This window comes from Paenibacillus daejeonensis DSM 15491 (genome assembly GCF_000378385.1).
Lineage (GTDB): Bacteria > Bacillota > Bacilli > Paenibacillales > Paenibacillaceae > Paenibacillus_D > Paenibacillus_D daejeonensis.
The window spans coordinates 22,154-47,190 of record NZ_KB899677.1 but is presented as its reverse complement, the minus strand read 5'-3'; the positions used below and the strand labels follow the sequence as shown (position 1 = coordinate 47,190).

Genomic DNA, 25,037 nt, shown 5'->3' with positions numbered 1-25,037 from the left:
ACGATGGACAAGCGGAACAACTTCAAGGATTCCATCCGACGCATGGTGATGCGCTACACCCTGGTGCCGATCTCGCTGTTGTTCTTGTTGTTTCTTGTATTTACGATCATTAATGCGAGATTAATCCTCGTGAATCAAACCAAGGAAGCGGGCACGAATATCCGTATCTCGCTGGAATCGGTTTATGGGGCGTATTGGGAAGAGAGTGAACGAATGGCGAAGCTGCCGGAGGTGATCCGGTTCACGGAGTCGGGTGTGGACAGCTACCTGGTCTACGAAGCCTTCTATGCCTTCAATAATGCACAGGATGTACGCAGCATGATGCATATCATGAACCGTGACGGCGAGATGGTCGCCTCCTCCGCAGGTCAATTGCAGTCAGCGGCAGAGACTGCCCTGCAAGCGATTGTAACGAGAATGTCCCGCATGACTGCAGCGGAGCTGTCTGAAACCAATGTGGTCCGTTATGCGCATGACCGGTATACAGCCTATACGGTGGCGCGGGAGATTCGGAGCGGCGATACCCGTGTCGGCTACCTGATTTATCAGCTGTATGATGAAGACTTTCAGAAGCTGATTTTTCGTCAAAATAATGAAATTGCGATTGTCACCGATCGTTATAATACAGTGATCGCGACGACCAACAATATTGTGAAGGGATTGCTCGGCAAGTTCCGCCCCAGTTATGACGAGAGTGGTTACGTGCGCATTGGCGACGGACGCTATTATATGAATGAAGCCGCCATTTCAGGAGGGCAGTGGAAAATATACACGCTCAATGCGATCCAGACGAATGCGTATCGGTATCTATCGCTGGCCGTCTTTTTCGTTATCGCAAGCCTGTTGCTCTGGTTCTTGATTCGTTATCTCGCACGTGTCATCGCTTCACGTCAGAGCAGAGCTGTGGACAAGCTGATCCATGCAGTGCATCAGCTGCAGCGGGGCAATCTGCAGTCCTTTGTCTATATCGGTACAGGAGATGAGTTCGAGACCCTGGCCAACCAGTACAATATCATGCTGAAGCGTCTCAACGAGTTGATGCACAAAAATGAGGAGCTGTCGGAGCTCCGTCAAGTCATTGAGGTGAAGCATCTCCAATCCCAATTTCACCCGCATTTTATCTTCAACGTTCTTGAGACGCTTAAATATGCCATTGTGGTGGATAACCGGCAGGCGCAGGATATTGTGCTCATCCTCTCCCGGCTGCTCCGCTATAGCATCTGTACCGACGGGGCAACCGTGCCGCTGCAGGAGGATCTGAACTACGTGGCCGATTATCTGCGACTGCAGCAAATCCGCTTCAAGGAGCGGTTGACCTATACTCTGACCGTGAACGAGAATGCTGGTGAAGCGCTCGTACCGCGACTTTTGCTGCAGGCTGTCATTGAGAATTCCATTAAATACGGGTATCGGGCCAAGGAATGTCTGCATATCGAAGTGGAGGCGACTGTCGTCAATGGAGAGCTGGAGGTCACTATTCTAGATAATGGCGGCGGCATGAGCGTGGAACGGCTGAAGGAGGTGCAATCCATCCTGGCACAGGAGGACAACCGGTCACCGCATATCGGATTGTATAATCTCCATCGGCGACTTGTCTTGCTCTATGGAGAACCGTATGGAATAGCCATTGATCATGCACCGGCCGACGGTGTCAGCGTCGTTATCCGTATCCCTTATCATGTCTGACTCGCGTTGCAAATCCGGATAGCGAATGCTTCCGAAGTGAGTTTTCCTTCGGAAAACTTGAGCGTATGCTTCCGAAGTGAGTTTTCCTTCGGAAAACTTATAGGAGGTTCACGATGTACAAAGTTCTGCTGGTGGAAGACGAAGAAATGATTCGTACCGGTCTCCGCTACACCTATGACTGGATGCAGGCGGGGTGTCTGGTTATTGGAGAGGCAGCCAATGGACAGGAAGGGCTGCGTCAGATTCGTGAGTTCGCCCCGGACATTGTCATTGCCGATATCAATATGCCCATTCTGGGCGGAATCGAGATGATCGAGCAGGCGGGTGAGGAAGCGGATTGCAGCTATATTATCATCTCAGGCTACAATGAATTTCAGTTGGCTAAACAAGCCATTCACCTGGGGGTAACTGAGTATCTGCTTAAGCCGCTCGATCCGGATCAGCTGCGAGATGCACTGGAGAGAGCCAAGCATCAGGTCGAGATGAAGCGGAATTACGATGCCATGCGGCAAAAATCCGACGATCCGGCAGATGGGCTGAACCTGACGCCGATGCAGCTGCCAACCAAGGCTTCGCGGTATGTCGCGCGCATGATTGAATATGTACAGGAGCATTATGCGGAGAAGATCGGCATGGGCGACCTCGTCGAAGAGTTGGACATCAGCTCGACCTACTTGAATCGCAAGTTCAAGAGCGAAACCACGTATACCTTCAATGATTTCCTGAACCGGTATCGTGTGCAGCAGGCAATGGAACGCTTGAAGCGGGGCGAGGGGAAGGTCTATACGATTGCGACCGAGGTGGGGTTCCGGGACTATAAATACTTCATCTCCATCTTCAAGAAGTATGCCCGCTGCACACCGGGGCAGTTCCAGGAGCGGTTCGGCCATCCGCCGCAAGCTGTTGATGAATCGCACAAATAGGCCATGGGCAAGGAGGGATAGCGGAATGATGGATACGCAGATGACAAAACCGCAGCCGCTGCCACAGGCGTGGTTTGACCAACCGACACTCATGCTGGCGCAATCGTTAATTGGCAAGCAATTGGTGAAGGAGACGGAAGAGGGCATCACTGCTGGTTGGATCGTGGAGACTGAAGCCTACATCGGACCAGGCGACCGTGCTGCCCACAGTTTCAATAACCGCCGCACGGCCCGCACGGAGGTCATGTTCGGTCCTCCTGGCTATGCCTATACGTATGTCATGCATACCCATTGCCTCGTCAATGTCGTCAGCGGTCAGGAGGAGCACCCCGAGGCGGTGCTGATTCGGGCCGTTGAGCCTTCAATTGGCCTAGATCTGATGCACGCTAGACGGCCAGTGGCTAAACCGGAACAACTGACAAGCGGTCCGGGCAAGCTGACCAAGGCGTTGGGCATTACGCCGGCTGACTATGGCAGTCCGTTGTTCCTCCCTCCGCTCTATATCGCCGAGGGCCGGGAGCTCAGCGATATCACCAGCGGACCACGCATCGGCATCGAGGGCAGTGGCGAAGCGCGGGAGTACCCTTGGCGGTTTTGGGATGCGACCAGCCGGTATAAGTCGCGGTAGTGAAAGCATAGAGAGCACCTGCAAAACTTTACGTTTTGGCGGTAAGACACCTTTGTTCCTCTATTTGCTCATATCACCGACCTCAGCTCGCTGTAGCGCACTTTTGTTCCTCTATTTGCTCATATCACCGACCTCAGCTCGATGTAGCGCACCTTTGTTCCTTTATTTGCTCATATCACCGACCTCAGCCCGCTGTAGCGCACTTTTGTTCCTTTATTTGCTCGCATTCCCAGCACGCTCGCTCAGTAGCGCACCTTTCTTCCTCTATTTGCTCGGCGACCCGCTGGTTGTCCGCTGTAAGGCACCTTGGCGTCCGTCAGAATCAGGAAATAAACCAACGAATATGAAAAATCAAGTTTAGTTACAAGCTTTCACCATTTTTAAAGGCGCAATAAATTATAAAATTGAAACAATACTCGATTTTGTTAGCGCTTTCTAGTAGGATGTATACGACATCGTTCATTTTCTTACCGCTTCATTCTTATTAGGTGTTATAATTTATAACATATAAAATAAAATTATTTCCTTATAATTAACATATAAATAACATGTCTAGTGAGTGACTTGGGAGGGGAATGTGTGACAAGGCATCCATTCAAACGTCTACTTAGTCTGCGGCAGCACCGCTGGTTTATCCGATTCATCATCCCTTACGGTTTCTTTATGCTGCTTACGTTATTATTGGGCTATTTGCTCTATGACCGGACCTATGAGGTTGTTGAGAATGAAGTGACGGGAGCCAATCTGCAGCTGCTCGATCAGGTTCGGGATACTCTGGACCGGCGGATTTCGGAGATTGACAGTATTGCTTTTCAGATTATGAATGATCCGCAGATCAGCGGCTTTCAACGAATCGACAAACCGTTTGAGGGTGCCAATACGTATCGCGTGTTAGAGACACAGCAGCGGCTCTATTCCTACAACGTATCCAACAATTTTATTGTAGACTACTTCCTATTCTTCAAAAACAGCGGTCTTGTCCTCTCCTCGAAGACTACCTACGAGATGCCAAGATTTTATAATCAGTTGCTCAGTTACGACGGTACGGACTATGAGACATGGAGAGAGGAGCTATTCGACCGTTATTATAATCGCGAATTTCAGCCCGTGAGACAGGTGACCTATCAGAATAAGCCCCGGACGATGATGACATATATGCAGTCTATGGGCTACCCTAACCGGGTGAATGGCGCGATCGCGATTCTGGTGGATAACAGCCAGCTGCTGTCTTTGCTGCAGGGGGTGGATCTCTCACAGGGCGGGTGGGCATCCATCAGAGACAGAGAGGGGCGGGTGATTTCCTCAATAGGTCAGGATATGACTGGGCCCGAGGGGATAGCTGAGCTGCCGGCCAGACGTGGGATTCTCAAGCCATCGGAAGGAACGGACGGCATGATGATTTCTTATACGACATCCCCTGATACTGGATGGTCCTATGTGGTCGCCCAACCACCCCATGTGGTGCTCGAGAAGGTATTGTATATTAAGAAAATTACTTTTGCACTGGTTGGGCTGTTTTTGTTCATCGGCCTGCTGCTCGCAGGTTGGCTCGCCTATCGCAACAGCCGGCCGCTGCTCGGCATTGTCACAACCCTGAATGAACGGGTCAGCGGTCAGGCTCAGCGACCCGGCGATGTGTATGGCTTTATCCAGCAAGCAGTATCCGGGCTGATTGATAATAACCGGCAGCTGGAATTAGAGATGGAAAAACAGGCGCCTCTTGTGTGGGATACCTTTTTTGAGCGGCTGCTCAAAGGCGAATTTGTAACGATGCAGCAGATTAATACGCTGCTGAGCCATCAGCGAGTTGACCTGCATGGGAAGGGTTATGCCATCGGCATCATTCGCTTGCGGGGCGGCTGCCAGGAAGCAGGAGAAAATCGGCTTCGTCATCTGGATTTGGAGCGGGTGCTCGTCAAGGAGGCGCTCCGAGATCTCTTGGGGAACGAAGGCTATGTCCATGATATAGCCGAGGATCGGATAACACTGCTGCTTGTAGACCGGGGCGGTAGCGTCGATGATTTTCAATCGCGTATCGCCTCGCTTATCGAGCATCTGCATCAGCAGATGGAAGGTGTGTTGTCCGAGCGAATTGTCGTCGCTCTTGGTGGTACGTATCGTTCTCTTTTGGAAATGTCCAGCTCGTATGAGGAGGCCCGTCAAGCCCTGTTCCATACAGAAATGCACAGCAGCCGCAAAATCATCTGGTTTGAGGAACTGCCCAATGAGTCAAGCGGCTACTACTTCCCTGGTGAAATTGAAGTGCGGTTAATGAACTATACCAAGGCCGGTGAAAGCGACGAGCTAGCCAGACTGCTCGAAGGGATCCGCGAAGAGAATTTCATCCGGCGGCATCTGCCGCTGTCCATGCAGCAGCTGTTCCTGTGCGAGGTTGCAGGCTGTCTCGTCAAGGTTCATGATCAGCTGCAAGCCGAACAGCCCGAAGCCGTTCGCACTTTGTTCCAACAATTGACGAGTACCACAGATCCGCATGAGCTGTATAAGGCATTGGCGGATCGATTTGCCCAGATGTGTCATACGCTTGATCAACGCAAGAAAAGCCGTAATCACGAATTGGTGGACATGATGGTTGAATCGCTCAACAAGAGGTACAAGGAGCCGGATCTCAACCTCGACAAGCTGGCCGATGAGCTGGGCATGTCCAAGGTCTATCTGTCCCAATTCTTCAAAGAACAGACCGGTACGAATTTCTCGGACTATCTGATACAGCTGCGAATGCGACGGGCCAAGGAACTGCTCGTGGGCACATCACAGCCGATTAACCGGATTGCCGAGTTAGCGGGCTATTATTCTTCCAATACCTTCTGCCGGGCGTTCAAGAGAGAGACCGGATTAAGTGCTACAGCATACCGCAGCCTGGAGACCGGCAACCAACTCTGATGGGTCCAAACCCTTGTCCCGTAAGGGGTGAGAGGACTCATTCTTAAGAATTGCACAGCATTAATCAGCGGTTAATTCCTCATTCTTAACAATTGCCAACACCTCATCCATCTTCCCATTTACGCTGCTCACTCTGCCTCGTTATGCTATGACCAGACGTTCCCGCCGCTGTCTTGCGAAGCGGGAGCGACCCTGGAGAAGAGGAGGGGCGGACAAGCAGCTTGCGAAGAAAGGGTGAGGTGATTTGAGTATGCCGGCAAACCATCAAACGGCTGTCCCTGCCGATGAGAGAAGTATTGCGCAGCCGGCCAGAAGACATCCCGTGATCCATAAACTGGTGAGGAGCTGGCAACTATATGTCTTTATGGCGCTCCCATTTCTCTACTTGGTGATTTTCAAGTACTACCCGATGTACGGCGCCCAGATTGCCTTCAAGGATTACAGTGTCGTCAAAGGCATTGCCGGAAGTGACTGGGTGGGCTGGAAGCATTTTATCCGGTTCGTGAATTCCTATGACTTTATGCGGATCCTCAAGAACACGCTGCTGCTGAGCTTTTATAATCTGGCGGCTGGCTTTCCGTTTCCAATCCTGCTTGCGCTCTCGCTGAATTACCTCCGGGAAGGACTCTACAAGAAGGGCATTCAGATGGTTACTTATGCGCCGCACTTCATTTCCATCGTCGTTATGGTCGGTATTGTGAAGGAGCTGCTGGACCCACGGACCGGCCTCATTAACAAGGTGCTGCAGGCATTTGGTTTTCAGGCGATCAACTTTCTCGGCGATGCTTCGATGTTCAAGTCCATCTATGTCTGGTCGGATGTGTGGCAGCATGTCGGGTTCAATTGCATCATCTTCATCGCTGCACTTGCCGGTATCGATCCGGCTCAGCACGAGGCTGCAGTTGTCGACGGCGCCAGCAAGCTGAGGCGGATGTGGCATATCGATCTGCCAGGCATCATGCCCATTGCCATCATCCTGCTTATTCTCAACACTGGACAAATGCTTGATGTAGGCTTCGAAAAAGTGCTATTACTTCAAAATCCGATCAATCTGACCGCTTCGGAGGTCATAGATACGTATGTGTATAAAGTCGGTTTGTCCGCATCCGTAGCCAACTATTCATATTCCACCGCGATCGGACTATTCAAGTCCATCATCAACCTGATTCTGCTCTTGATCGTGAACAAGGCTGCACAAAAAACGAATCAGGCTAGCCTGTGGTAGAGGGGGAGAGGCGATGAACACCAGCTTTCGCAACGAGTCCTGGCAGGACCGGACATTCACCATCGTCAATTATGTTCTCGTAACCCTGTTGTTTCTCAGTGTGCTATACCCGCTCGTTTATGTCGTGAGTGCTTCCTTCAGCGATTCGTCGGCTGTGATCTCTGGTGAGGTATGGCTCTGGCCGGTACGCCCTACGCTAGAGGGTTATATCGCGGTTTTCCAGTACAGTCAAGTATGGACAGGACTCAAGAACTCGTTCATTTATACGGTCCTTGGCACGCTGGTCAATATTGTACTGACGATCGCTGCGGCTTACCCGCTCTCGCGCAAAGACTTCTTTGGCCGCAATCTGTTTATGATCTTGTTTATCTTCACTACCATGTTTACTGGCGGACTGATCCCGACTTATCTTGTCGTCAAGGATCTGGGGATGCTCAATACGGTATGGTCGATGATTATTCCGAGCGCCATCACCGTGTGGAATGTCATTATCGCCAGAACGTACTTCCAGATGACCATCCCGGATGAGATGCTGGAGGCCGCACAAATTGATGGCTGCAGTGACTTCAAATTCGTCTGGCAAATCGTGATCCGGTTGTCCGGACCGATCATTGCCGTCATCACCCTGTACTATGCAGCGGCGAATTGGAACCAGTACTTCAATGCCATGATCTATCTCAAGGATCAGTCGCTCTATCCTCTTCAGCTGGTACTGAAGGATATCCTTATCAGTAATGATATGGACAACACGATGTTCGGCGGCGATCCGCAGGATGCGGCGCGTCGGGAAGCCATGCGGGTGCTGCTCAAGTATTCCTTGATCGTTGTGGCGTCGGTACCGCTGCTCATACTCTATCCGTTTGTCCAGAAGTACTTTGTCAAAGGCGTCATGATTGGTTCATTAAAAGGATAAATCCGGGGGAGGAATTCAAGATGAAGAAGAAATCTGTATGGGCCTTGATGCTCTGTCTGGCCATGTCTGCGGGGCTGCTGGCGGCTTGCAGCAACAACGGCAATAACGACAATGAAGCTGCTAGTGGTCAAGGGGAGGGTGTCCAGACGGTCAGCGCAGCTGGCGAGTTCCCGATTACCGAAGAAAAGACGACGATCCGTGTGATGACAAGTGCCAATGCAGCGGTCGAGGACTTCCGCACCAATGAATTCACCGCCTATCTGGAGGAATTAACGAATGTGCATATTGAATGGGAGGTCGTGCCCGCCAGCTCGGTAGCGGAGAAGCTCAATCTGACGCTCGCCGGCGGCGATCTGCCCGATGTCATCATGAGCATGAACGTCAGTCCGGAGCAGCAGGTGCTCTATGGTCAGCAAGGGGTCTTCCTGCCGCTCAATGATTATATCGAGCAGTACGGCATCCATACGAAAAAGATGTTCGAAGAAAGCCCGCTCGTCGAAGCGGCGATTACGACGACTGATGGCAACATCTACGCGCTGCCTGCCCCGAACGAGTGCTATCACTGCTCGATGCGTCAGAAAATGTGGATTTATGAGCCGTGGCTGGATGAGCTGGGACTGGACATGCCAACTACAACCGAAGAGTTCCGGGAAGTGCTGATGGCCTTCAAAACCCAGGATCCCAACGGGAACGGACAGGCAGATGAAATTCCATTCTCCGGAGCGCCAATGGCCGACGCCTCTTCTACGTTGACGACGAGCGTTGAGAATTTCCTGATGAATTCTTTTACCTATGCGCCGTATACCCGGGTGTATATCAATGAGGAAGGGCAAGTCGATGTCCCCTACAACAAAGACGGCTGGAAGGAAGGGCTGAAATACCTGCATGGTCTATATGCGGACGGCCTAATGGATCCGCAGGCGCTGACTCAGGATGCCAACCAGCTCGTACAGTTGGGTGAGAACCCGGGCACGCCGATTCTTGGCGCAGCCACTGGCCCGAATATGAGCGCGGTCTCGCAGCTTAACGGCAGCAGTGGTCGCTGGCTGGAATATGTCGCTGTGCCGCCCCTTGCAGGACCGGATGGTGTACAACTGACTCAGTATGATCCGTATCAGGTGGCTGGCGGCCAATTCGTTATTACGTCGGCGGCATCTAACCCGGAAGCGGCATTCCGTCTGGCCGACGCCTTGTATGAGCGTGAGATGACGTTGCGTCTTAACTTCGGCGAGCCGGGCGTGGATTGGGAGTATGCGGAGGATGGCGTGCTCGGACTGAATGGGGAGCAGGCGGTGTACAAGGACAACTCCGGCTTCGGTGTTACACAGAACAAGCATTGGTCCCAGACCGGGCCCAACTACCGTCCGAACTCGCTGCGTCTGGGCGAAGCGGCCGATCCCGACAATCCGCTGGGCACAATGCTCTACAACGAAACCAAGGATAAATACGAACCGTACCGGGTCGATGCGAGCATGGTCATGCCGCCGCTCTTCTTCACGACGGAGCAGACCGAAGAAATCGCCGACCTGCAGAAGACGATTTATGACTACGTGAGCGAGATGAATGCTCGTTTCATTACAGGCAATGCGAATATTGATGCCGAGTGGGACAACTACCTGTCTACCCTGGCCAATATGAATCTGGAGCGCTATCTGCAGGTGTATCAGGAAGCGTACGATGCCAATATGGATGCTACTTCCTAGGTCCGCTGCCCATCACGAAGTAACATCTAACTCAAGAAGGGACTGGATACGATGACTGATACGAAACAGAAGATTCCTGACTACTGGCAATGGTTCACGGACAGCCGCTATGGCCTGTTCATCCATTGGGGACCTTATGCCGTCTACGGCCGAGGGGAGCAGGTGCTGTTCCGGGAGCATCTCGATCATCAGGAATATGCCGAGATGGCTTGTAACTGGAATCCTGAGCACTTCGATGCCCGTCTGTGGGCACGGACGGCCAAGGCCGCAGGCTTCAAATATGCCTGCTTCACCACCCGCCATCATGATGGCTTCTGTATGTGGGACAGCGCCTATACGGATTATTCCAGCGCCCGCCAAGCGGCGGGACGGGATTTTGTCCGTGAGTACGTCGAGGCTTTCCGCGCAGAAGGGCTGCGGGTGGGCCTGTACTACTCTTGGATTGACTGGCGGCTGCCGGCTTACTTTGACGGGCCTCAGAAGGATCCGCAAGGCTGGGAATCGGTGCGCAATTACCTGCATAATCAGGTCAAAGAGCTGCTGACAAACTATGGCCGTATTGACCACTTCTTCTTCGATGGGGTCTGGCCCCGCAATGCCGATGAGCTCGGAAGTGTCGAATTGCTGGAAGAAATGCGGCGGTTGCAGCCCCATATTCTGGTCAACAACCGGCTCGGGTATTCGGAGCAGCATGACGGGTTCCGTGCAGATGGTGGCGTTGGTGCCGGTGATTCGGACACCTTGGGTGACTTCGGTACGCCAGAGCATGTCATCGTGCCAGATGACCGCCGCTTGTGGGAGTCGTGCCAGGTGACGACCTGGCGCCTCTGGAGCCATTCAATCGGCGAGCGGTGGCGTCCTGCGGATGTACTGCTGGATATGCTCGTCGACTGTGTGCAGAAGGGCGGCGGTCCTACAGGAGGCGGCGGCAACCTGCTACTCAATGTGGGGCCGATGGCTGACGGGCAGCTGCCGCCAGAATTCGTGGAGCGGGCGATGCAGATTGGCCGGTGGCTCGAAGTGCACGGCGAGGCGGTCTACGGGACGGACGGTGGATCGGTCACAGAATTCATCACTCGGGGCTGGCAGACGACGAGAGAAAACCACTTGTATCTGATCATCCGGTTCTGGGACGGCCGTCCGCAGCTGAGGCTGGCCGATCTGGTGACACCGGTCGAAGCCGTCACGCTGCTGACCACAGGCCAGGAGCTGTCATTCCGCCAGGATGGGGAAGTGCTATACATCGATGGACTGCCGGTGGAATCGCCGACGTCGCTGTTCCCGGTCATCCGGATTACGTGCAAAGATCGGCCGGCGGCCAATCAGTGGGGACGGGAGCGGCTGTGGGAAGGCGATCCGTCGCGGATTGCACAGTGGGCGAAAGTACGGGGAAATTCGGTTTATGCGAATGGTGAGGAGCGCTAAGCAGGTAGCTTGCTAGGGTGTGTCTACAACCTCGGCGGGTTGCAGACACGCTCTAGAACAAGGATTTAAAAAGGAGCGGTGAATATGGGAGCAGTAGAGCAAAGATTGGCGGAGCTTGGGATTGTCCTGGGGGAGGTTCCTCCGGCCGCCGCTAATTACGTACCGGCCAAGCAGGTGGGTTCGCTTGTGTATACCTCGGGCAATGATTGCCGGATTGATGGTGTCCTGATGATGACGGGCAAGGTGGGCAGTGACTTGTCGGTAGAGGAGGGCTATGCAGCAGCCAGGCAGGTGGCGATCAATCTGCTGACGGTGCTGAAGGCGCATCTGGGTGAGCTGGATCGGATCAAGCAGGTGGTTAAGATGCTCGCTTTTGTCAACAGTGCGGATGGTTTTGTGGAACAGCCGTATGTCATTAATGGCGCTTCTGACCTGCTGGTTGACGTGCTCGGGGAAAAAGGACGTCATGCGCGCTCGGCGATTTCGGCCAATGAGCTGCCTTTTGATACGCCCGTCGAAATTGAGCTGATTGTAGAAGTGGAGTAGCAGATGGCTAGGGAGGCTTATGCCGATCTGAGTACCCCAGCTGTCATCATCGATCTGGATATCATGGAAGCCAATATTGCCGCGATGGCACAGCGCTTGCGCAGCAGCGGCATTCAGCACCGGCCACATAGTAAATCGCACAAGTCGGCCGCCGTAGCCCGGCGGCAGTTGGCTGCAGGCGCAGTGGGCATCACGACAGCCAAGTTGTCGGAGGCCGAGGCGTTAGCGGCAGCTGGCATCCACAAGCTGTTGATTGCTTATCCTATAGTGGGCGAGGACAAGCTAAGACGGCTCGCAGCATTGCATCAACAAGCGGAACTCATCGTGACGGTTGACAGCCTCATTGCTGCTGAAGGGCTGGCACGTGTTGGCAGAGAGAGTGGTCGGCCGCTCCGGGTGCTGGTCGAGATTGACGGGGGCTTGCACCGAGGTGGACGCCAGCCGGGAGATGACACCGTCAGCTTCGCGCGTCTGGTGTCCGACATGCAGGGATTGGAGCTGTGCGGATTGATGGGGTATTTTGGCGCCATCTACCGCGAGTCCTCCGAGCAGGGGTTTCGCTCCGCTGTCCAGCGCGAAGCCCAATGTATGCGTGAGATGGCCGCGAGTCTCCGGGCGGCGGGATTGCCGGCGGAGATTATCAGTACCGGCTCCTCGCCATCTGGATTGTACTGCGAGGAGCTGACCGGCGTCACAGAGGTGCGCGCAGGCAACTACGTTTTCTTTGATGCATCAGGCGTTGCTATGGGGCTGGCCCGGGAAGAGGACTGTGCGCTGCGGGTGATTGCCACAGTCGTGAGCACGCCAATGCCAGGCTATGCCACCATCGATGCCGGAACGAAGACGCTGACCAGTGACAAGGCGCATCATCGGGAAGGCTTCGGCATGATCGTCGGACAGCCGGACCTCCGCATCGAATCGCTCAATGAAGAGCATGGCTTCGTCCGCTACCCGCCGAATCAGGCGGAGCTCAAGGTTGGAGACCGGATGGAGATCATTCCTAACCATGCCTGTGTGCTGCCGAATCTGTGCGATCGGGTAGCCGGCGTACGGCAAGGCAAGCTGGAAGAATGGATTGTCATAGATGCACGGGGCTGCGTCGATTAATTGGGGAGGAATATCATGCAGGAACGACGGGTCATTCAACTGCTGCAGGAGCTAGTCCGGATTCCAAGTATTAACCCGGCACTGCCGGGAGGCACGGGTGAGGCGGGCATCAGTCGGTATGTTCAGACGTTTTGTGAACGGCTCGGCTTGCCCTTCGAGGTCCAGGAAGCTGCGGCTGGACGGGATAATGTAATCGTGCGGCTCCATCAGGGAGATCATCTGCCTACACTGCTGCTGGAGGCGCATATGGATACCGTGCAGACGGAGGGCATGACCATCCCGCCCTATGCTGGCGAATGCAGAGATGGCCGATTGTATGGCCGGGGGGCTTGTGACACCAAAGGCTCGCTCGCGGCGATGCTCGCCGTTGTGGAGAAGCTGCATATAAGTGGGGAGCCACTGCCAGTCAATGTTCATGTCGCTACCGTTGTGGATGAGGAGGTTCATTATCGAGGCGTCGCCGAGCTTGCCCGGCGGATTGAGCAGGGTGAGTTGTCCTATGCCGCAGCGATTGTTGGTGAGCCCACGGAATTGCAGATTGTGACGGCGCACAAAGGCGTGATTCGTTTCTTCGTCGAGGTCGAAGGTGTGGCGGGTCATAGCTCGGAGCCGGAGCATGCCATTAATGCGATTGAACAGATGACGGCTGTCATTCGATATGTAAGAGAAGAGGCTGTTCGTCTTCGATCAGAGCTTGTCCATCCTATGGTCGGATCGCCTGTGTGCTCAGTAACTCAAATTCACGGCGGTCGTTCACCCAATGTCATCCCAGACCGCTGCCAGATTACAATCGATCGCCGGACGGTTCCGGGGGAAGAACCGATGGAAGTATGGGCGTCGATCCGAGATGATTTGCTGGCGCTCTCGGCACGTACGCCGGGGCTGCGGGTTGGGGTTAGCGAACCGTTCATCCTGGACTATGCCATGGAAACGGCCTCTGATCACCCGCTAGTGCGTCGGCTCGCTGCCAGTGCGACTTCGCATATGGGGAGCGTGCAGCTGCTAGGCGCCCCCTATTGCAGCGATGCCAGCAAGCTGGTCCGGGTAGGCGTGCCGACCGTCGTCTTCGGTCCCGGGAGTATTGCTCAGGCTCACACATCCGACGAGTGGGTGGAGCTCAGTCAGGTTGAGCAGGCAGAAGATATCCTGCTCGATCTGATTCGGAATTGGCAAGCGTAACAAATTGAATGTAAGCCGAAGAAGCCGTTCTCTTCCAAAAGGAGGAGAGCGGTTTCTTTGTGCTGGGCAGCATTAAAGTTATGTAAATTGTGCTACAGACCTTATCAATATCTTTATATTTTCATAACACAAATCGATAGATGGGTAATCTTGCTAGCTAGTATAATAACCCATGTTGTAAAAAAGATAGAATCAAAGGTATAGGAGGAAAATGCTGTGATACCGATTCAAAGCAAGACAAAAGTTCAGCGCATCTCAGGGATTTTGCTCAGTGTCATTCTGGCTGTAACCCTGGTTGTGACGGGCTTTTTGCCGCATGTAGCGGCCAATATGGGCCTGCGAGCGGCGGCAGATGGTGTGCTGGTGGAGAAGAATAGCACATGGAAGTATCTGGAGGATGGCTCTAACCAAAGGACGGCCTGGCGCCTGGATGCCTTTGATGATGCAGCCTGGAAGAGTGGACAAGCTCCGCTCGGCTATGCCAGCGCTGGCAAAGGACAAGATATCCAGACAACAATCAGCTATGGCACCAATGCCAATAACAAGCCGATGACCGTCTACTTCCGTCAAACGTTCGATGTGACGGATGTCGAGGAAATCAGGCAATTGAATGGTTCATTGATTCGCGATGACGGCGCGGTGATCTATCTGAACGGCGAGGAAGTGTTCCGCACCAATCTGCCGGCAGGCGAGATTACACACACGACCCCTGCAACGGTAGTTGGGGACGAGCGCGACCCGGTGCCTTTCACCATAGAGCCTTCCAAACTGCGTGAAGGTACGAACTTAATTACAGCCGAGGTGCATCAAAATGCTCCTACCAGCTCCGACCTCTTCTTCTCGCTTGAGTTGAAAGCACAGCGGGGCGACGAGCCCAAAGACCGCGGGCTATTAGCTGAGCACTATACCAATACAGGTGCGAGCGGCAATTTTGCTTTTGACGAGTTGAAATCCACCGCAATCTACCCCAATATCAACTTCCCTAATCTCGAACCGATCCATGCTGCCATGGCCGGACGTGCCGATGAAGCGAGCATTCGTTTTACCGGTCAGATTATGCCAGAGCAGACAGCTGATTATACCTTCCATTTGATTGGTGATAACGGCTTCCGTCTGTGGATCGAAGATATGGACACGTCGATCATCGACTTCTGGGTCAATGATTGGGACAAAGAGCAGACCAGTGAACCAATCCGTCTGGAGGCAGGTCGAAAATACAACTTCAAGATCGATTACTTCGAAAATAACGGCGGCTCCAATCTGTTCTTGCGCTGGTCCGCACCAGGACTGGACAAGCAGATTGTACCAGCCAATGTCTTCTACCAGCCGGCAGATTACAGCGGATTGGTAAGCGGCAAGCTGCTTGTTGCAGGGAATCGGGCAGAGCTGACGTTCTCCCGCGAGCTCGGACAGCTGCCGCAAGATGCGGCTCGTCACTTCAAGGTCGAAGCGGGCAACAAAACCTACACCGTACGCTCGGTTGCACGGGATGCCAACGACCCATCGCAGTTGTTGATGGAACTGGATCGCGGCATTGAAGCCGGACACACGCTGATGGTCAGCTATGACGGCGGCGGTGGCCTTAATATGGGGGGAAATGCGACTGAAGGCTTCCGCTTCGGGCTCACCAATCAATCCCAATATGTGAGCTACGAGCCCATTGCGATCGCGATGTCGCTGCATGGCAGCGCCAAGACTAATCGCGGTTTTGCCTGGTACACCAACTACACGAATCCGGCAGGGGCTCCTGCCAATGTCATGGATAGCATCGTTGAAGTTGTTGAAGTTGGTCAATCTTTTGACTCTGCAGATGTCCAACGCTTCTCAGGCGAATCGAAGATTCTGCCAGCGAAGCTGGACAACTCGCGCAATGCCACGTTTATCAGCCATAAAGCGTTGGTAGAAGGCCTCACCCCAGGCACGAATTATCAATACCGTCTTGGTAGCGCAGGTAACTGGAGTGAGACAGGCTACTTCACGACGGAAGCCGAGAATGTTACGGATTATGAGTTTTTGTACATGACGGACTCGCAGGGCGGCAACACCAATGATTACATCGTGTGGGCCAATACCCTACGGGAAGGGATGGCAAAATTCCCGAACTCCCAATTCCTGATGATGACAGGCGACCAGGTCGATAGAGGCGACTGGGAAAGCCAATGGCTGGATTTCTTCGCTCAGCCACAGGACATTCTAATGGATCTGCCGATTCAGGCAGCAGTGGGTAACCACGAAGGACCTTTTATCCGGGAGAACAGCTTCTTCCATCATTTCAACTATCCGCTTGGCGAGATTGCAAATCCGCTTCCGGATGGTGCGACGTATGCCTTCGATTACGGCGATGCGCGCATCATGGTCCTCAACACGATGGACATGGGCTGGAATGCTGCTCAACGTAGCGCATTTGATGAGCAAATTGAATGGCTGCGCAAGGAAGTGGCCCAGACCGACAAGAAGTGGAAGATCGTTGCGGCACACAAAGGCATCTATTCGCTCGGGGGTCACTCCGACGAGCAGGAGATTTATGATCTGCGTGCACAATTGTTCCCGGTCTTCGACGAACTCGGGATTGATATGGTGCTGCAAGGTCATGACCACTCATATGTCCGCTCCTACCAGATGTACCGTGATCAAGCAATCAAGGATGTTGAGACCAACGAGCAAGGCCATGCCCTTAATCCTGATGGCACAGTCTATATGATCAACAACGCATCAGGTACCAAATTTTACGATATCAACAACAACGTTAACAACTACTATGGTGCAGTATTCGGCCAGCCGCGCAAGCAGGTATTCTCGGGTATCCGCATGACGGCGGACAGCCTGACGATTGATTCGTATCATGCCGGCGAAGACGAGCCGTTCGATACCTACACGATCGTACGTGACGATATCGCACCGGATGTGGTGGAGGATTTGACATCCACGCTTAACAATGATGGCGATACGGTGATGTCTTGGAGCAAACCGGATAGTGAGGATGTACGAGGCTTCCGTATTTACGAGAAAGACGGCAAGATGAGTGGGAATAAAAACTGGAGTGTTTATATTCCAGTTGAATCCGACAAGCAGGAGTATACTTACACCCTGAGAGGACTGCTTGATCATGAAGACTATACTTTTGTAGTCAAAGCAGTCAACAAGCGGAACAACTCCGAGGGCATTGCCATTCGGCCGGAACGCAAACGAATCGCAGCGCCGACAGAAGGAGTGGTTAATGATCGTTTTAATACGTTTGCTTGGGCTAATACGCCAGGCTTTGATAGCACTGATGATTATGAGTACAGCGTCGATGGCGGCAAAACATGGCTTGACGTGACCAACAACCCTCAACCGGTAGGCAATGAGGGCTATGCAGCAGGACATGTGCAAGTCCGCGTCAAGGCAAACGCTGACCTTGGCAGAGAGGCGGGATTGGCATTGTCCTCCGACGAACCATTCACCGAAAAAACGATCCATCACACGTATCATATCTCCGGATCACTGACAGAAGGAAAGAGATTGAAAGTTGATATCGATGTCAGCCGTGTAGCGAATTACGAAGAAGGGGCATATCTCGTCTTCCAACTCATGAATGGCAAGCAGCCCGAGCTGATTAATGCAGTTCCGCTGACGGAAGATCGATTGAAGATGAGCCAGTATTTCAAAACCAACAGTGGTGGCGACTACTCCGTGAAGGTGTTTGTCTTCGACAGCTTCAATGGCGATCTTGAGACGCCGAAACATTTGGCTCAGCCGTTAGTGCTGAAGTAAGGAGAAGAAAGTGAGGAATGCCAAGGTGAAACATCTTATAGCAGCGATCCTGGTTATCGCCATGTTGATTTCCCCGGCGGCCGCTTTTGCAGCGCCGGATATGAGTCTGCAAGTTAGCGCTGCACAAGTTCAGCGCGGAAGCGAAGTTACGCTCTCGGGTACGATTCCCAGTGCTACAGGTGAAGTTGTTATCAAAGTCGTTCGTCCAGACAGTACTGTATTGTTCCTGGACGTTGCACTTGCTGCAGAGGGCCGTTACAGTTCCGTGTTGGCTATTCCTGCTCGTGCGGAGCTGGCTCCAAGCGGCATGTACACTGCGGTTGCGGGCTATGGTTCAGAGCAGGCAAGTGTGAAATTTAGTGTCGTATCCGCACCCGACGGCCCAGGCCCCGGCCCCGGACCAGGTCCGGGAACCCCGCCGACGGTGCCGCCAGTGAATGAAGAAGAGGAAGAGCAAGAGCAAGAACCGGGTCCAGACAATGGAGATGTGACGGGCGCTACGGTTAAACCAGCGCAGAATGCTACAGGTGTTTATACCGTGACTCCAGAAGCTCTTGCCCAAGCGATTAGCCAAAGCAGTGGCACGGTCACGATCGAACTGCCTAGTGCTGCAACAAATGCAGTTCAAGTCGAGCTGAGTGCAGCTTCCTGGCGTGAGCTTGCTTCTTCCCGGCAATCCCTCGTGCTCCAAGCAGGCGGACTGATGATGCGTTTCCCTGCAGGCGCGATGCCGACGTCTAACGGATCCGAGGAGCAAATCCGGATTACGCTGAATACCGCTTGGGACGGTGCAGCTCGTGCGGCGGTTGAGCAAGCAGCGGGCACGGACTACAAGCCGACAGGTGTTGTTCTCTCGGTCGTTATCGAACGGATTTCAGGAGGCGCACGTTCGGTAGTCTCCGCGATGAACCATCCGGTTACCATAGTGCTGGAGTTGAATGCTGAGCAGCGTCGTCAGCTGCAAGCGGAGCTGGCAGGCATTTATTATGTGAATGGTCAGCAGTTGGATTATATCAAGGCGGATCTGACGGGTGGCAAAGCGTCCTTTGTCACGGATCATTTCTCTACTTATGCTCTCCTGGAATATAACAAACAGTTTTCGGACATGAACGGCCATTGGGCGAATTCTGCTGTGAGGGCTCTTGCGGCTAAGGGAATAATCACAGGCGTCGATGCCGATCATTATCGTCCAAGTGTCAGCATTACTCGTGCCGACTTCGTCACGCTGATCATGCGTGCGATGACTTGGGAGAACGAAACAATCGCACAATCTGGTGAGCATGGCTTCCAAGATGTGCCTGCAGGACGTTACTATACAGAGCACGTAGCAGCTGCTGAGTCGCTGGGTATTGTTAATGGCTACAACGGTATGTTCCGTCCACAGGATCAGATTACTCGCGAAGAAGCCGCAGCGGCGTTGGTTCGCGCTTCTGAGCATTTCGATGTAAGTACGGTAATTGGTGGATCCATGCCATTCACAGACAGGGCTGAGATTGCAGCCTGGGCGACCCCGCTTGTTGAGCAAGCATGGAGCATGGGTCTGATCGAGGGGGACGGCGGCGCATTCATGCCGAAGCAATCGCTCACTCGTGCGCAAGTGGCTGTAATGATCGAGCGTCTTTTGACCAACGGTTAACTTAATCAGGAATTACGGGAGGACGTCATGAGAAAGAAATGGATCGCTTTGACTATCGCCATGGTGCTGCTGATTTCCTTGGTACAGCCGATGGCTATGCAGGCGGAAAACGCGGCTTCGGTAGTGGCTGTAGAAGACATAGGAGCCCAGACCCGCAATCTGGCAACCGAGGCTGTGTCGGTGCTAGCTTCTGGTGCTTGTAACAACAATGAACGGGCGGTATTTGCTGTGGACGGCAAAACCAAGTCCAAGTGGTGTGACGCTACGAACACCACAGCAGGCAAATGGCTGATGCTGGACCTTGGCGAAGTGTATACGATCAACCAATGGGTTGTTCAGAATAACTGTATGGCTGAGAGCAATCAGTGTCCCAACTGGAATACAAAGAACTTCCGTCTTCAAAAAAGTGATGACGGCGAGCAATGGGTCGATGTCGATGTCGTACAAGACAATGTCCAGACGATCGTAGACCGTTTTGTTCCAGCCTTCGATGCGCAGTATGTGCGTCTGTATATCACAAAAGGCGCTGCGAACAATCATACCGTGCGGATCGCTGAGTTTGAAGTCTACGGTGTCGAGCAAGGACAAGTTCCTGCTTATCCAGGGACGAATCTGAATCCGGTAGATTACGTAGATCCGTTTATCAATACGCTTGGTGATAACGGCCAAACCAACCCAGGTCCGCGGACTCCGTTCGGCCTTGCAGCGCCTGGTCCAGATGGCGATGGCGGTGCGTTCAGTGGGTACTACTATGAGGATCAGGCACTTAAGGGTTTCTCCCACTTGCGTTTTAGCGGCGTTGGCTGTAGTGGTGCGGGTGGCAATATCCTGTTGATGCCGACGACCAAACCGTTTACGACTAACAGCAGTGTATACAAAGATGGCTATGACAAAACAAGCGAAGTAGCATCGGCAGGCTACTATGGCGTCACATTTAACTCCGGTGTACAGGCTGAGCTAACGGCTTCCGACAATGTAGGCTATCACCGATATACATTCCCTGCGGATGCAGAGACGGGTTCGGTGCTCATCGATTTGTCGCACTCTTATGCTGGAATGAATAATGCTACATTAAGCGTGGACGGAAATGAAATTTCCGGTATGATTGAATCGCGCAATGTGTGCGGTCACGGGTTTTACAAAATTTATTATTCTATCGCTTTTGACCAGGATGTGAAGTCTTATACTTCATGGACAGGTGGCAGCAATGGACAAGTGGCAGAGCGGACGGGTTCAAACAGCGGCGTCTGGTTGAACTTCGACACGTCTACTGCCAAAACGGTCCAAGCACAAGTGGGCTTGTCCACCATAAGCACCGATCAAGCCAAGATTGAGCGTGAGGTTGAGGGACACGGCTGGAACTTTGATGCGCAGCATCAGGCGACTCGCCAGCTCTGGAGTGACACATTGAGCAAGGTCGAGGTAACGGATGCGGATGAGGAGAACAAAAAGATCTTCTATACGCAGCTGTATAACGCTATGCAGCATCCGAACAACGTAACCAGCTCGGACGGCAAGTTCCGAGCAGCCCGCGATGAAGAGACGATTCGCCATACCTCGGAGATTGGCGAGAACTTCGAGTATTACAACGGCTGGTCGACGTGGGATGACTTCCGGAAGTATCCGCTGTACTCTATCCTGGAGCCGCAGCGATTCGAGAACATGGCTCTATCCATGATTGATGTTTACAAAACAAGAGGCTCTTATCAGCAATGGGGCGCTGGCTATTGGCCAAGTCCTACAGTCCGTAATGAGTTCAACGGTGCGGTGATCCTTGATGCAATCGCCAAGGGACTGGAGCTCAGCGACGCGGAGCTGCGCCTTGTCATGGAAGGCATGGCTACCGATACGGATCACTTTGTTGTTGAGGAAGGCAATGTATCAGGCAAACTTGAGAAAGCTTATAGCGCCTACTATCCCATGCGTTTGGCAGAAATGTTGGATGATGAGACAACGTTCAATAAGTATCGTCAGATCGCTATGAGCTATAAGCAACTGTGGAACGGAAGCCAAGTGGATGAAACAGGCGTGGAGCGCGGCTTCTTCACACCTAACGGCAATCCGGTCAATCCGCAGGACATTAAGACCGTTAACCGGTTCGCTTATCAAGGCAACCTCTGGACCTACCGTTGGACGGCTCCGCATGACGTGCTCGGCATGGCCGATTTAATGGGCGGGCAGCGAGGCATGGCTGAGGACCTGCAGCATTTCTTTGCCATCGACGAGTATGTTGCGATTAATGAACCGGATTTGCATGTACCGTTCCTGTTCAATTATGTGGGTATGCCGTACCTGACCCAGTATTATGCGCGTGAATTCACGACAGAGGTCGTTACGCAGAAATATCATAATCATGGGCTCTATGCGCACCCAATGATTTCCCGCGTCTATCGGGCGGATCCGGAAGGGTACTTGCAATCCGCAGATGATGATGCTGGCGCGCTGTCTTCGTGGTTCGTCTTCAGTGCGATGGGCCTGTTCCCGAGCAACCCTGGAGATCCATACTACAATATCGGCTCTCCGATCTTCTCCGAGGTCAAACTGAACCTCGATAACGGCCAGAGCTTCACGATCAAGGCAAACAACGTCTCCAGTACTAATCGGTTCATCCAGTCCGCTACCTTGAACGGTCAGACGTTCGACCAGGCGTGGATCAATCATGCCGACATTATGGCTGGCGGTAGCTTGGTCTTCGAGATGGGCGCTGAGCCGAACTATGCATGGGGTGCATCTCGAGAAGCTGCGCCACCCACTTATGCATTTGAAAAGCTTACTGTTCCGGCTGCTCCGACTGGACCGGTCGTAGATAACGAGAAGAAGACGTATGGCTGGTCGTATGTGCCTGGTTACGCAACGCCTGAGTTGTATGAATACAGTACCGATAGTGGTACACAATGGCGGCAGGTAACCAGTAATCCGCAGCCATTGGGTACAGGTAACTATCCCGCAGGTAGCGTGCAGGTACGACTCAAAGCCAATGCAGAGAAAAATGAGGCAGCTGGACTGCCATTGCTTTCTACTCAGGATTATGAAAATTGGCTGAAGGAACTATATCAGCTCGAAGTTGAAACTTCACGCACTGGACAACTGCAAGTCAAAGCTTCAGGAACTTTGACTGGAGATTATAAAGAGGATCCCTATGTCGTATTCCAACTGATGGATGGCGGCGAGGAAGCCTGGATGACTAGTGCAATTCCGGTCGAGAACGGTGATTTCGAGGTTTCCCAGCTGTTCAATGTGAATAGCAATCGCTTTGAAGTGAATGTCTATCTCGTTGAAAGCTTTAATGGAAACATCTATGATTCCCTGTGGCTAGCTGCGCCTGTAGCTCCGCAGCCTGAAAAGCATACCGAAGGACAAGCCCCGGGAAATCCGGTGCTGCAGCCTCTGCCGATTCCAGAGAAGCTGGAACGTCCGATCGATTCTTTTGATCCAGGTGCTACCTCTCCACCATTTGGCGAACCAGAAGCTCCGGTTCAACCTGGGATTCCAGGCCAGCCGGGAGAACAGCCGGAGACGGAACAGTTGAAGATCGAGTTTGAGAGTCGCAGCACTTGGTCGGATGCACGGAATACTTTTAACAACAATCCGCTAAAAACGGAACCGAATAACGGTGGTACGGTTGTAGGCAACACGTTCACTGGCGCATGGTTGGCTTACAAAGACATTAACTTTGGCGAAAAAGGCAAAAACAAAGTGGCAATCGTCTATGATTCGCCGACAGGCCGAGCCCCGGCAGATATTGCTCTCGAATTCCGCATCGGAGGTGTAGATGGGCCGTTGGTGGGTACTGTCGCATTGCCGCGTACCGGCAGCGGATGGGGACAGTACAGAACGCAAGAAGCGATGTTAGATACAACGATTACGGGAGTGCAAGATCTGTATATCGTCATGAAAGGAAGTACCACGAGTAATCTGCTCTACATCGGTAACTTCGACAGCTTCACGATGAGTCATGTTCCGGTTCGTGCCGATTATGCGATGCTGGAGCTGGAGAGTTATGATGAGTGGTCGACAGCACTGAATCCCGGCAACAACGATCCGCTTAAAACGGAGAATGGCAAGAGTGGAAGACAAGTCGCCAATATGTTTGACGGCGCATGGCTTGCCTATAAGAACATGAATTTTGGTCAATCAGGCGTTAATCAAGTAGCTATCGAGTATTCGGGAAACCGGGGAAGAGTTGCGTCTGATGCACGGGTTGAGGTGAGAATGGGCGGCGTGAATGGTACGCTTCTGGCAACAGTCAATACTCCACCTACTGGTGATAATTGGAGCAACTATGCCACGGTAACTGCAGATCTATCGCAGCCACTCACAGGCGTACAAGATGTATATTTTGTCCTTCGTGGTACGACAAATAGCACGTTCTTGTACATCGGCAACTTCGACAACGCACGTTTTACAAAGGTAGAGGCGCCTGAAGTACCGGAAGTACCGGAAGTACCGGAAGTACCGGAAGTACCGGAAGTACCTGAAACACCTGAAACACCGGAAGAACCTCCGGTGGAACAGCCTTCGGAGGATCCGGTAAGGTTGGAATTTGAACAAGCGGCTAGGTCGCAAGAAAACAACACGTTTAATAATCAGCCAATGAAGGTAGAGACCTCGGGCTACCGTACCAATATTGGCAACACCTTCACAGGTGCATGGTTTACATTTGCGGATGCTGATTTTGGCGCAACAGGTAAAACCCGCGTTGCCATTTCGTACGCGACCAGACCAGAGGTCGTTCCAACGGACGTGAAAGCGCAGATCCGCTTGGGCGGTCCTGACGGTGCGGTAATTGGAGAGGTTGCCATGCCGCGTACTACCGGCTGGGGGGACTACCGCACAGTTGAAGCTACATTAACGCAGCCGCTGAGCGGGACGCAAACAGTCCACGTCGTATTCACAGGCTCCACCACACAAAATTTACTGTACATCGGTAACCTGGACTTTATCAGCTTTGCAGAGTAACTGTAAGTGGAGGGCCGCCAACTGGCGGTCCTTTTGTGTGCGCGGATGCACACACTCGTTTCCCCGTCGGTAAACGACCTCAGATCGCACGCTGACTTACGTCGAACATACGACCTCAGATCGCACCCTGTCCTTTGTTGGCACAGCCCCAGATCGCACACGCACCCCGCACCCCACACCCCACACCCCGCACCCCGCACGCCGCCCCCCGCACCCCGCACCCCGCACCCCGCACCCCGCACCCCGCACCCCGCACATTCAAGCTACATGCTCGCCAACTAGCTGCTTCGCCAAATGTTATGGCGCATTTATTCCGTTATTAATCGATTATCGCTTAATTTAGAGATTTTGTGACGCATATTTTCCGCTATAGCTGAGGAAAAGCTAAATCACAGCCCTCCAATTCTGAAATAACGGAAAATATGCTCCGCAATATTGCGAATCGCTTAGAAA

14 protein-coding genes are annotated in these 25,037 nt (G+C 52.9%); all 14 read left to right on the top strand.

Annotated features, from left to right (window positions below; translation table 11 throughout):
* Positions 1-3 precede the first annotated feature (3 nt).
* Positions 4-1,686, top strand: coding sequence for a sensor histidine kinase (locus F556_RS0129730; protein WP_020620652.1), 1,683 nt, complete (start codon positions 4-6; stop codon positions 1,684-1,686).
* Positions 1,687-1,799: 113 nt separating this feature from the next.
* A complete protein-coding gene (locus F556_RS0129725; protein ID WP_020620651.1) occupies positions 1,800-2,609 on the top strand; it encodes a response regulator transcription factor in 810 nt (269 codons plus the stop codon).
* A gap of 25 nt (positions 2,610-2,634) precedes the next feature.
* Positions 2,635-3,237, top strand: coding sequence for a DNA-3-methyladenine glycosylase (locus F556_RS0129720; RefSeq protein WP_020620650.1), 603 nt, complete (start codon positions 2,635-2,637; stop codon positions 3,235-3,237).
* Between the two features lie 579 nt (positions 3,238-3,816).
* Complete coding sequence (locus F556_RS0129715) at positions 3,817-6,138, top strand: helix-turn-helix domain-containing protein (protein WP_020620649.1); 2,322 nt, start codon at positions 3,817-3,819, stop codon at positions 6,136-6,138.
* Between the two features lie 250 nt (positions 6,139-6,388).
* Complete coding sequence (locus F556_RS0129710) at positions 6,389-7,363, top strand: ABC transporter permease (RefSeq protein ID WP_020620648.1); 975 nt, start codon at positions 6,389-6,391, stop codon at positions 7,361-7,363.
* Positions 7,364-7,376: 13 nt separating this feature from the next.
* On the top strand, positions 7,377-8,276 hold the full coding sequence (locus tag F556_RS0129705) for a carbohydrate ABC transporter permease (RefSeq protein ID WP_020620647.1): 900 nt from the start codon (positions 7,377-7,379) through the stop codon (positions 8,274-8,276).
* A 20-nt stretch (positions 8,277-8,296) separates the two neighbouring features.
* Entirely contained in the window at positions 8,297-9,979 is a 1,683-nt protein-coding gene (locus F556_RS0129700) for an ABC transporter substrate-binding protein (protein ID WP_020620646.1), read from the top strand.
* 51 nt (positions 9,980-10,030) lie between these two features.
* A complete protein-coding gene (locus F556_RS0129695) occupies positions 10,031-11,404 on the top strand; it encodes an alpha-L-fucosidase (protein WP_020620645.1) in 1,374 nt (457 codons plus the stop codon).
* Positions 11,405-11,488: 84 nt separating this feature from the next.
* Positions 11,489-11,950, top strand: coding sequence for a RidA family protein (locus F556_RS0129690; protein WP_020620644.1), 462 nt, complete (start codon positions 11,489-11,491; stop codon positions 11,948-11,950).
* Between the two features lie 3 nt (positions 11,951-11,953).
* Complete coding sequence (locus F556_RS0129685; protein ID WP_020620643.1) at positions 11,954-13,057, top strand: alanine racemase; 1,104 nt, start codon at positions 11,954-11,956, stop codon at positions 13,055-13,057.
* A 15-nt stretch (positions 13,058-13,072) separates the two neighbouring features.
* Positions 13,073-14,236 (top strand): M20 family metallopeptidase, encoded by a 1,164-nt coding sequence (locus F556_RS0129680; protein WP_020620642.1) that lies wholly within the window; start codon positions 13,073-13,075, stop codon positions 14,234-14,236.
* Positions 14,237-14,452: 216 nt separating this feature from the next.
* Positions 14,453-17,989 (top strand): metallophosphoesterase, encoded by a 3,537-nt coding sequence (locus tag F556_RS0129675; protein ID WP_020620641.1) that lies wholly within the window; start codon positions 14,453-14,455, stop codon positions 17,987-17,989.
* A gap of 25 nt (positions 17,990-18,014) precedes the next feature.
* Positions 18,015-19,625, top strand: a complete 1,611-nt coding sequence (locus F556_RS0129670) for an S-layer homology domain-containing protein (protein WP_157273012.1) — start codon at positions 18,015-18,017, stop codon at positions 19,623-19,625.
* Between the two features lie 27 nt (positions 19,626-19,652).
* Complete coding sequence (locus F556_RS0129665; protein WP_020620639.1) at positions 19,653-24,584, top strand: GH92 family glycosyl hydrolase; 4,932 nt, start codon at positions 19,653-19,655, stop codon at positions 24,582-24,584.
* Positions 24,585-25,037 lie beyond the last annotated feature (453 nt).

What these genes read in the sequence shown, in the direction of transcription:
- F556_RS0129730 (WP_020620652.1), top strand. Translation starts at nt 4, where the DNA reads ATGGACAAGCGGAACAACTTCAAGGATTCCATCCGACGCATGGTGATG.
- F556_RS0129725 (WP_020620651.1), top strand. Translation starts at nt 1,800, where the DNA reads ATGTACAAAGTTCTGCTGGTGGAAGACGAAGAAATGATTCGTACCGGT.
- F556_RS0129720 (WP_020620650.1), top strand. Translation starts at nt 2,635, where the DNA reads ATGATGGATACGCAGATGACAAAACCGCAGCCGCTGCCACAGGCGTGG.
- F556_RS0129710 (WP_020620648.1), top strand. Translation starts at nt 6,389, where the DNA reads ATGCCGGCAAACCATCAAACGGCTGTCCCTGCCGATGAGAGAAGTATT.
- F556_RS0129705 (WP_020620647.1), top strand. Translation starts at nt 7,377, where the DNA reads ATGAACACCAGCTTTCGCAACGAGTCCTGGCAGGACCGGACATTCACC.
- F556_RS0129700 (WP_020620646.1), top strand. Translation starts at nt 8,297, where the DNA reads ATGAAGAAGAAATCTGTATGGGCCTTGATGCTCTGTCTGGCCATGTCT.
- F556_RS0129695 (WP_020620645.1), top strand. Translation starts at nt 10,031, where the DNA reads ATGACTGATACGAAACAGAAGATTCCTGACTACTGGCAATGGTTCACG.
- F556_RS0129690 (WP_020620644.1), top strand. Translation starts at nt 11,489, where the DNA reads ATGGGAGCAGTAGAGCAAAGATTGGCGGAGCTTGGGATTGTCCTGGGG.
- F556_RS0129685 (WP_020620643.1), top strand. Translation starts at nt 11,954, where the DNA reads ATGGCTAGGGAGGCTTATGCCGATCTGAGTACCCCAGCTGTCATCATC.
- F556_RS0129680 (WP_020620642.1), top strand. Translation starts at nt 13,073, where the DNA reads ATGCAGGAACGACGGGTCATTCAACTGCTGCAGGAGCTAGTCCGGATT.
- F556_RS0129665 (WP_020620639.1), top strand. Translation starts at nt 19,653, where the DNA reads ATGAGAAAGAAATGGATCGCTTTGACTATCGCCATGGTGCTGCTGATT.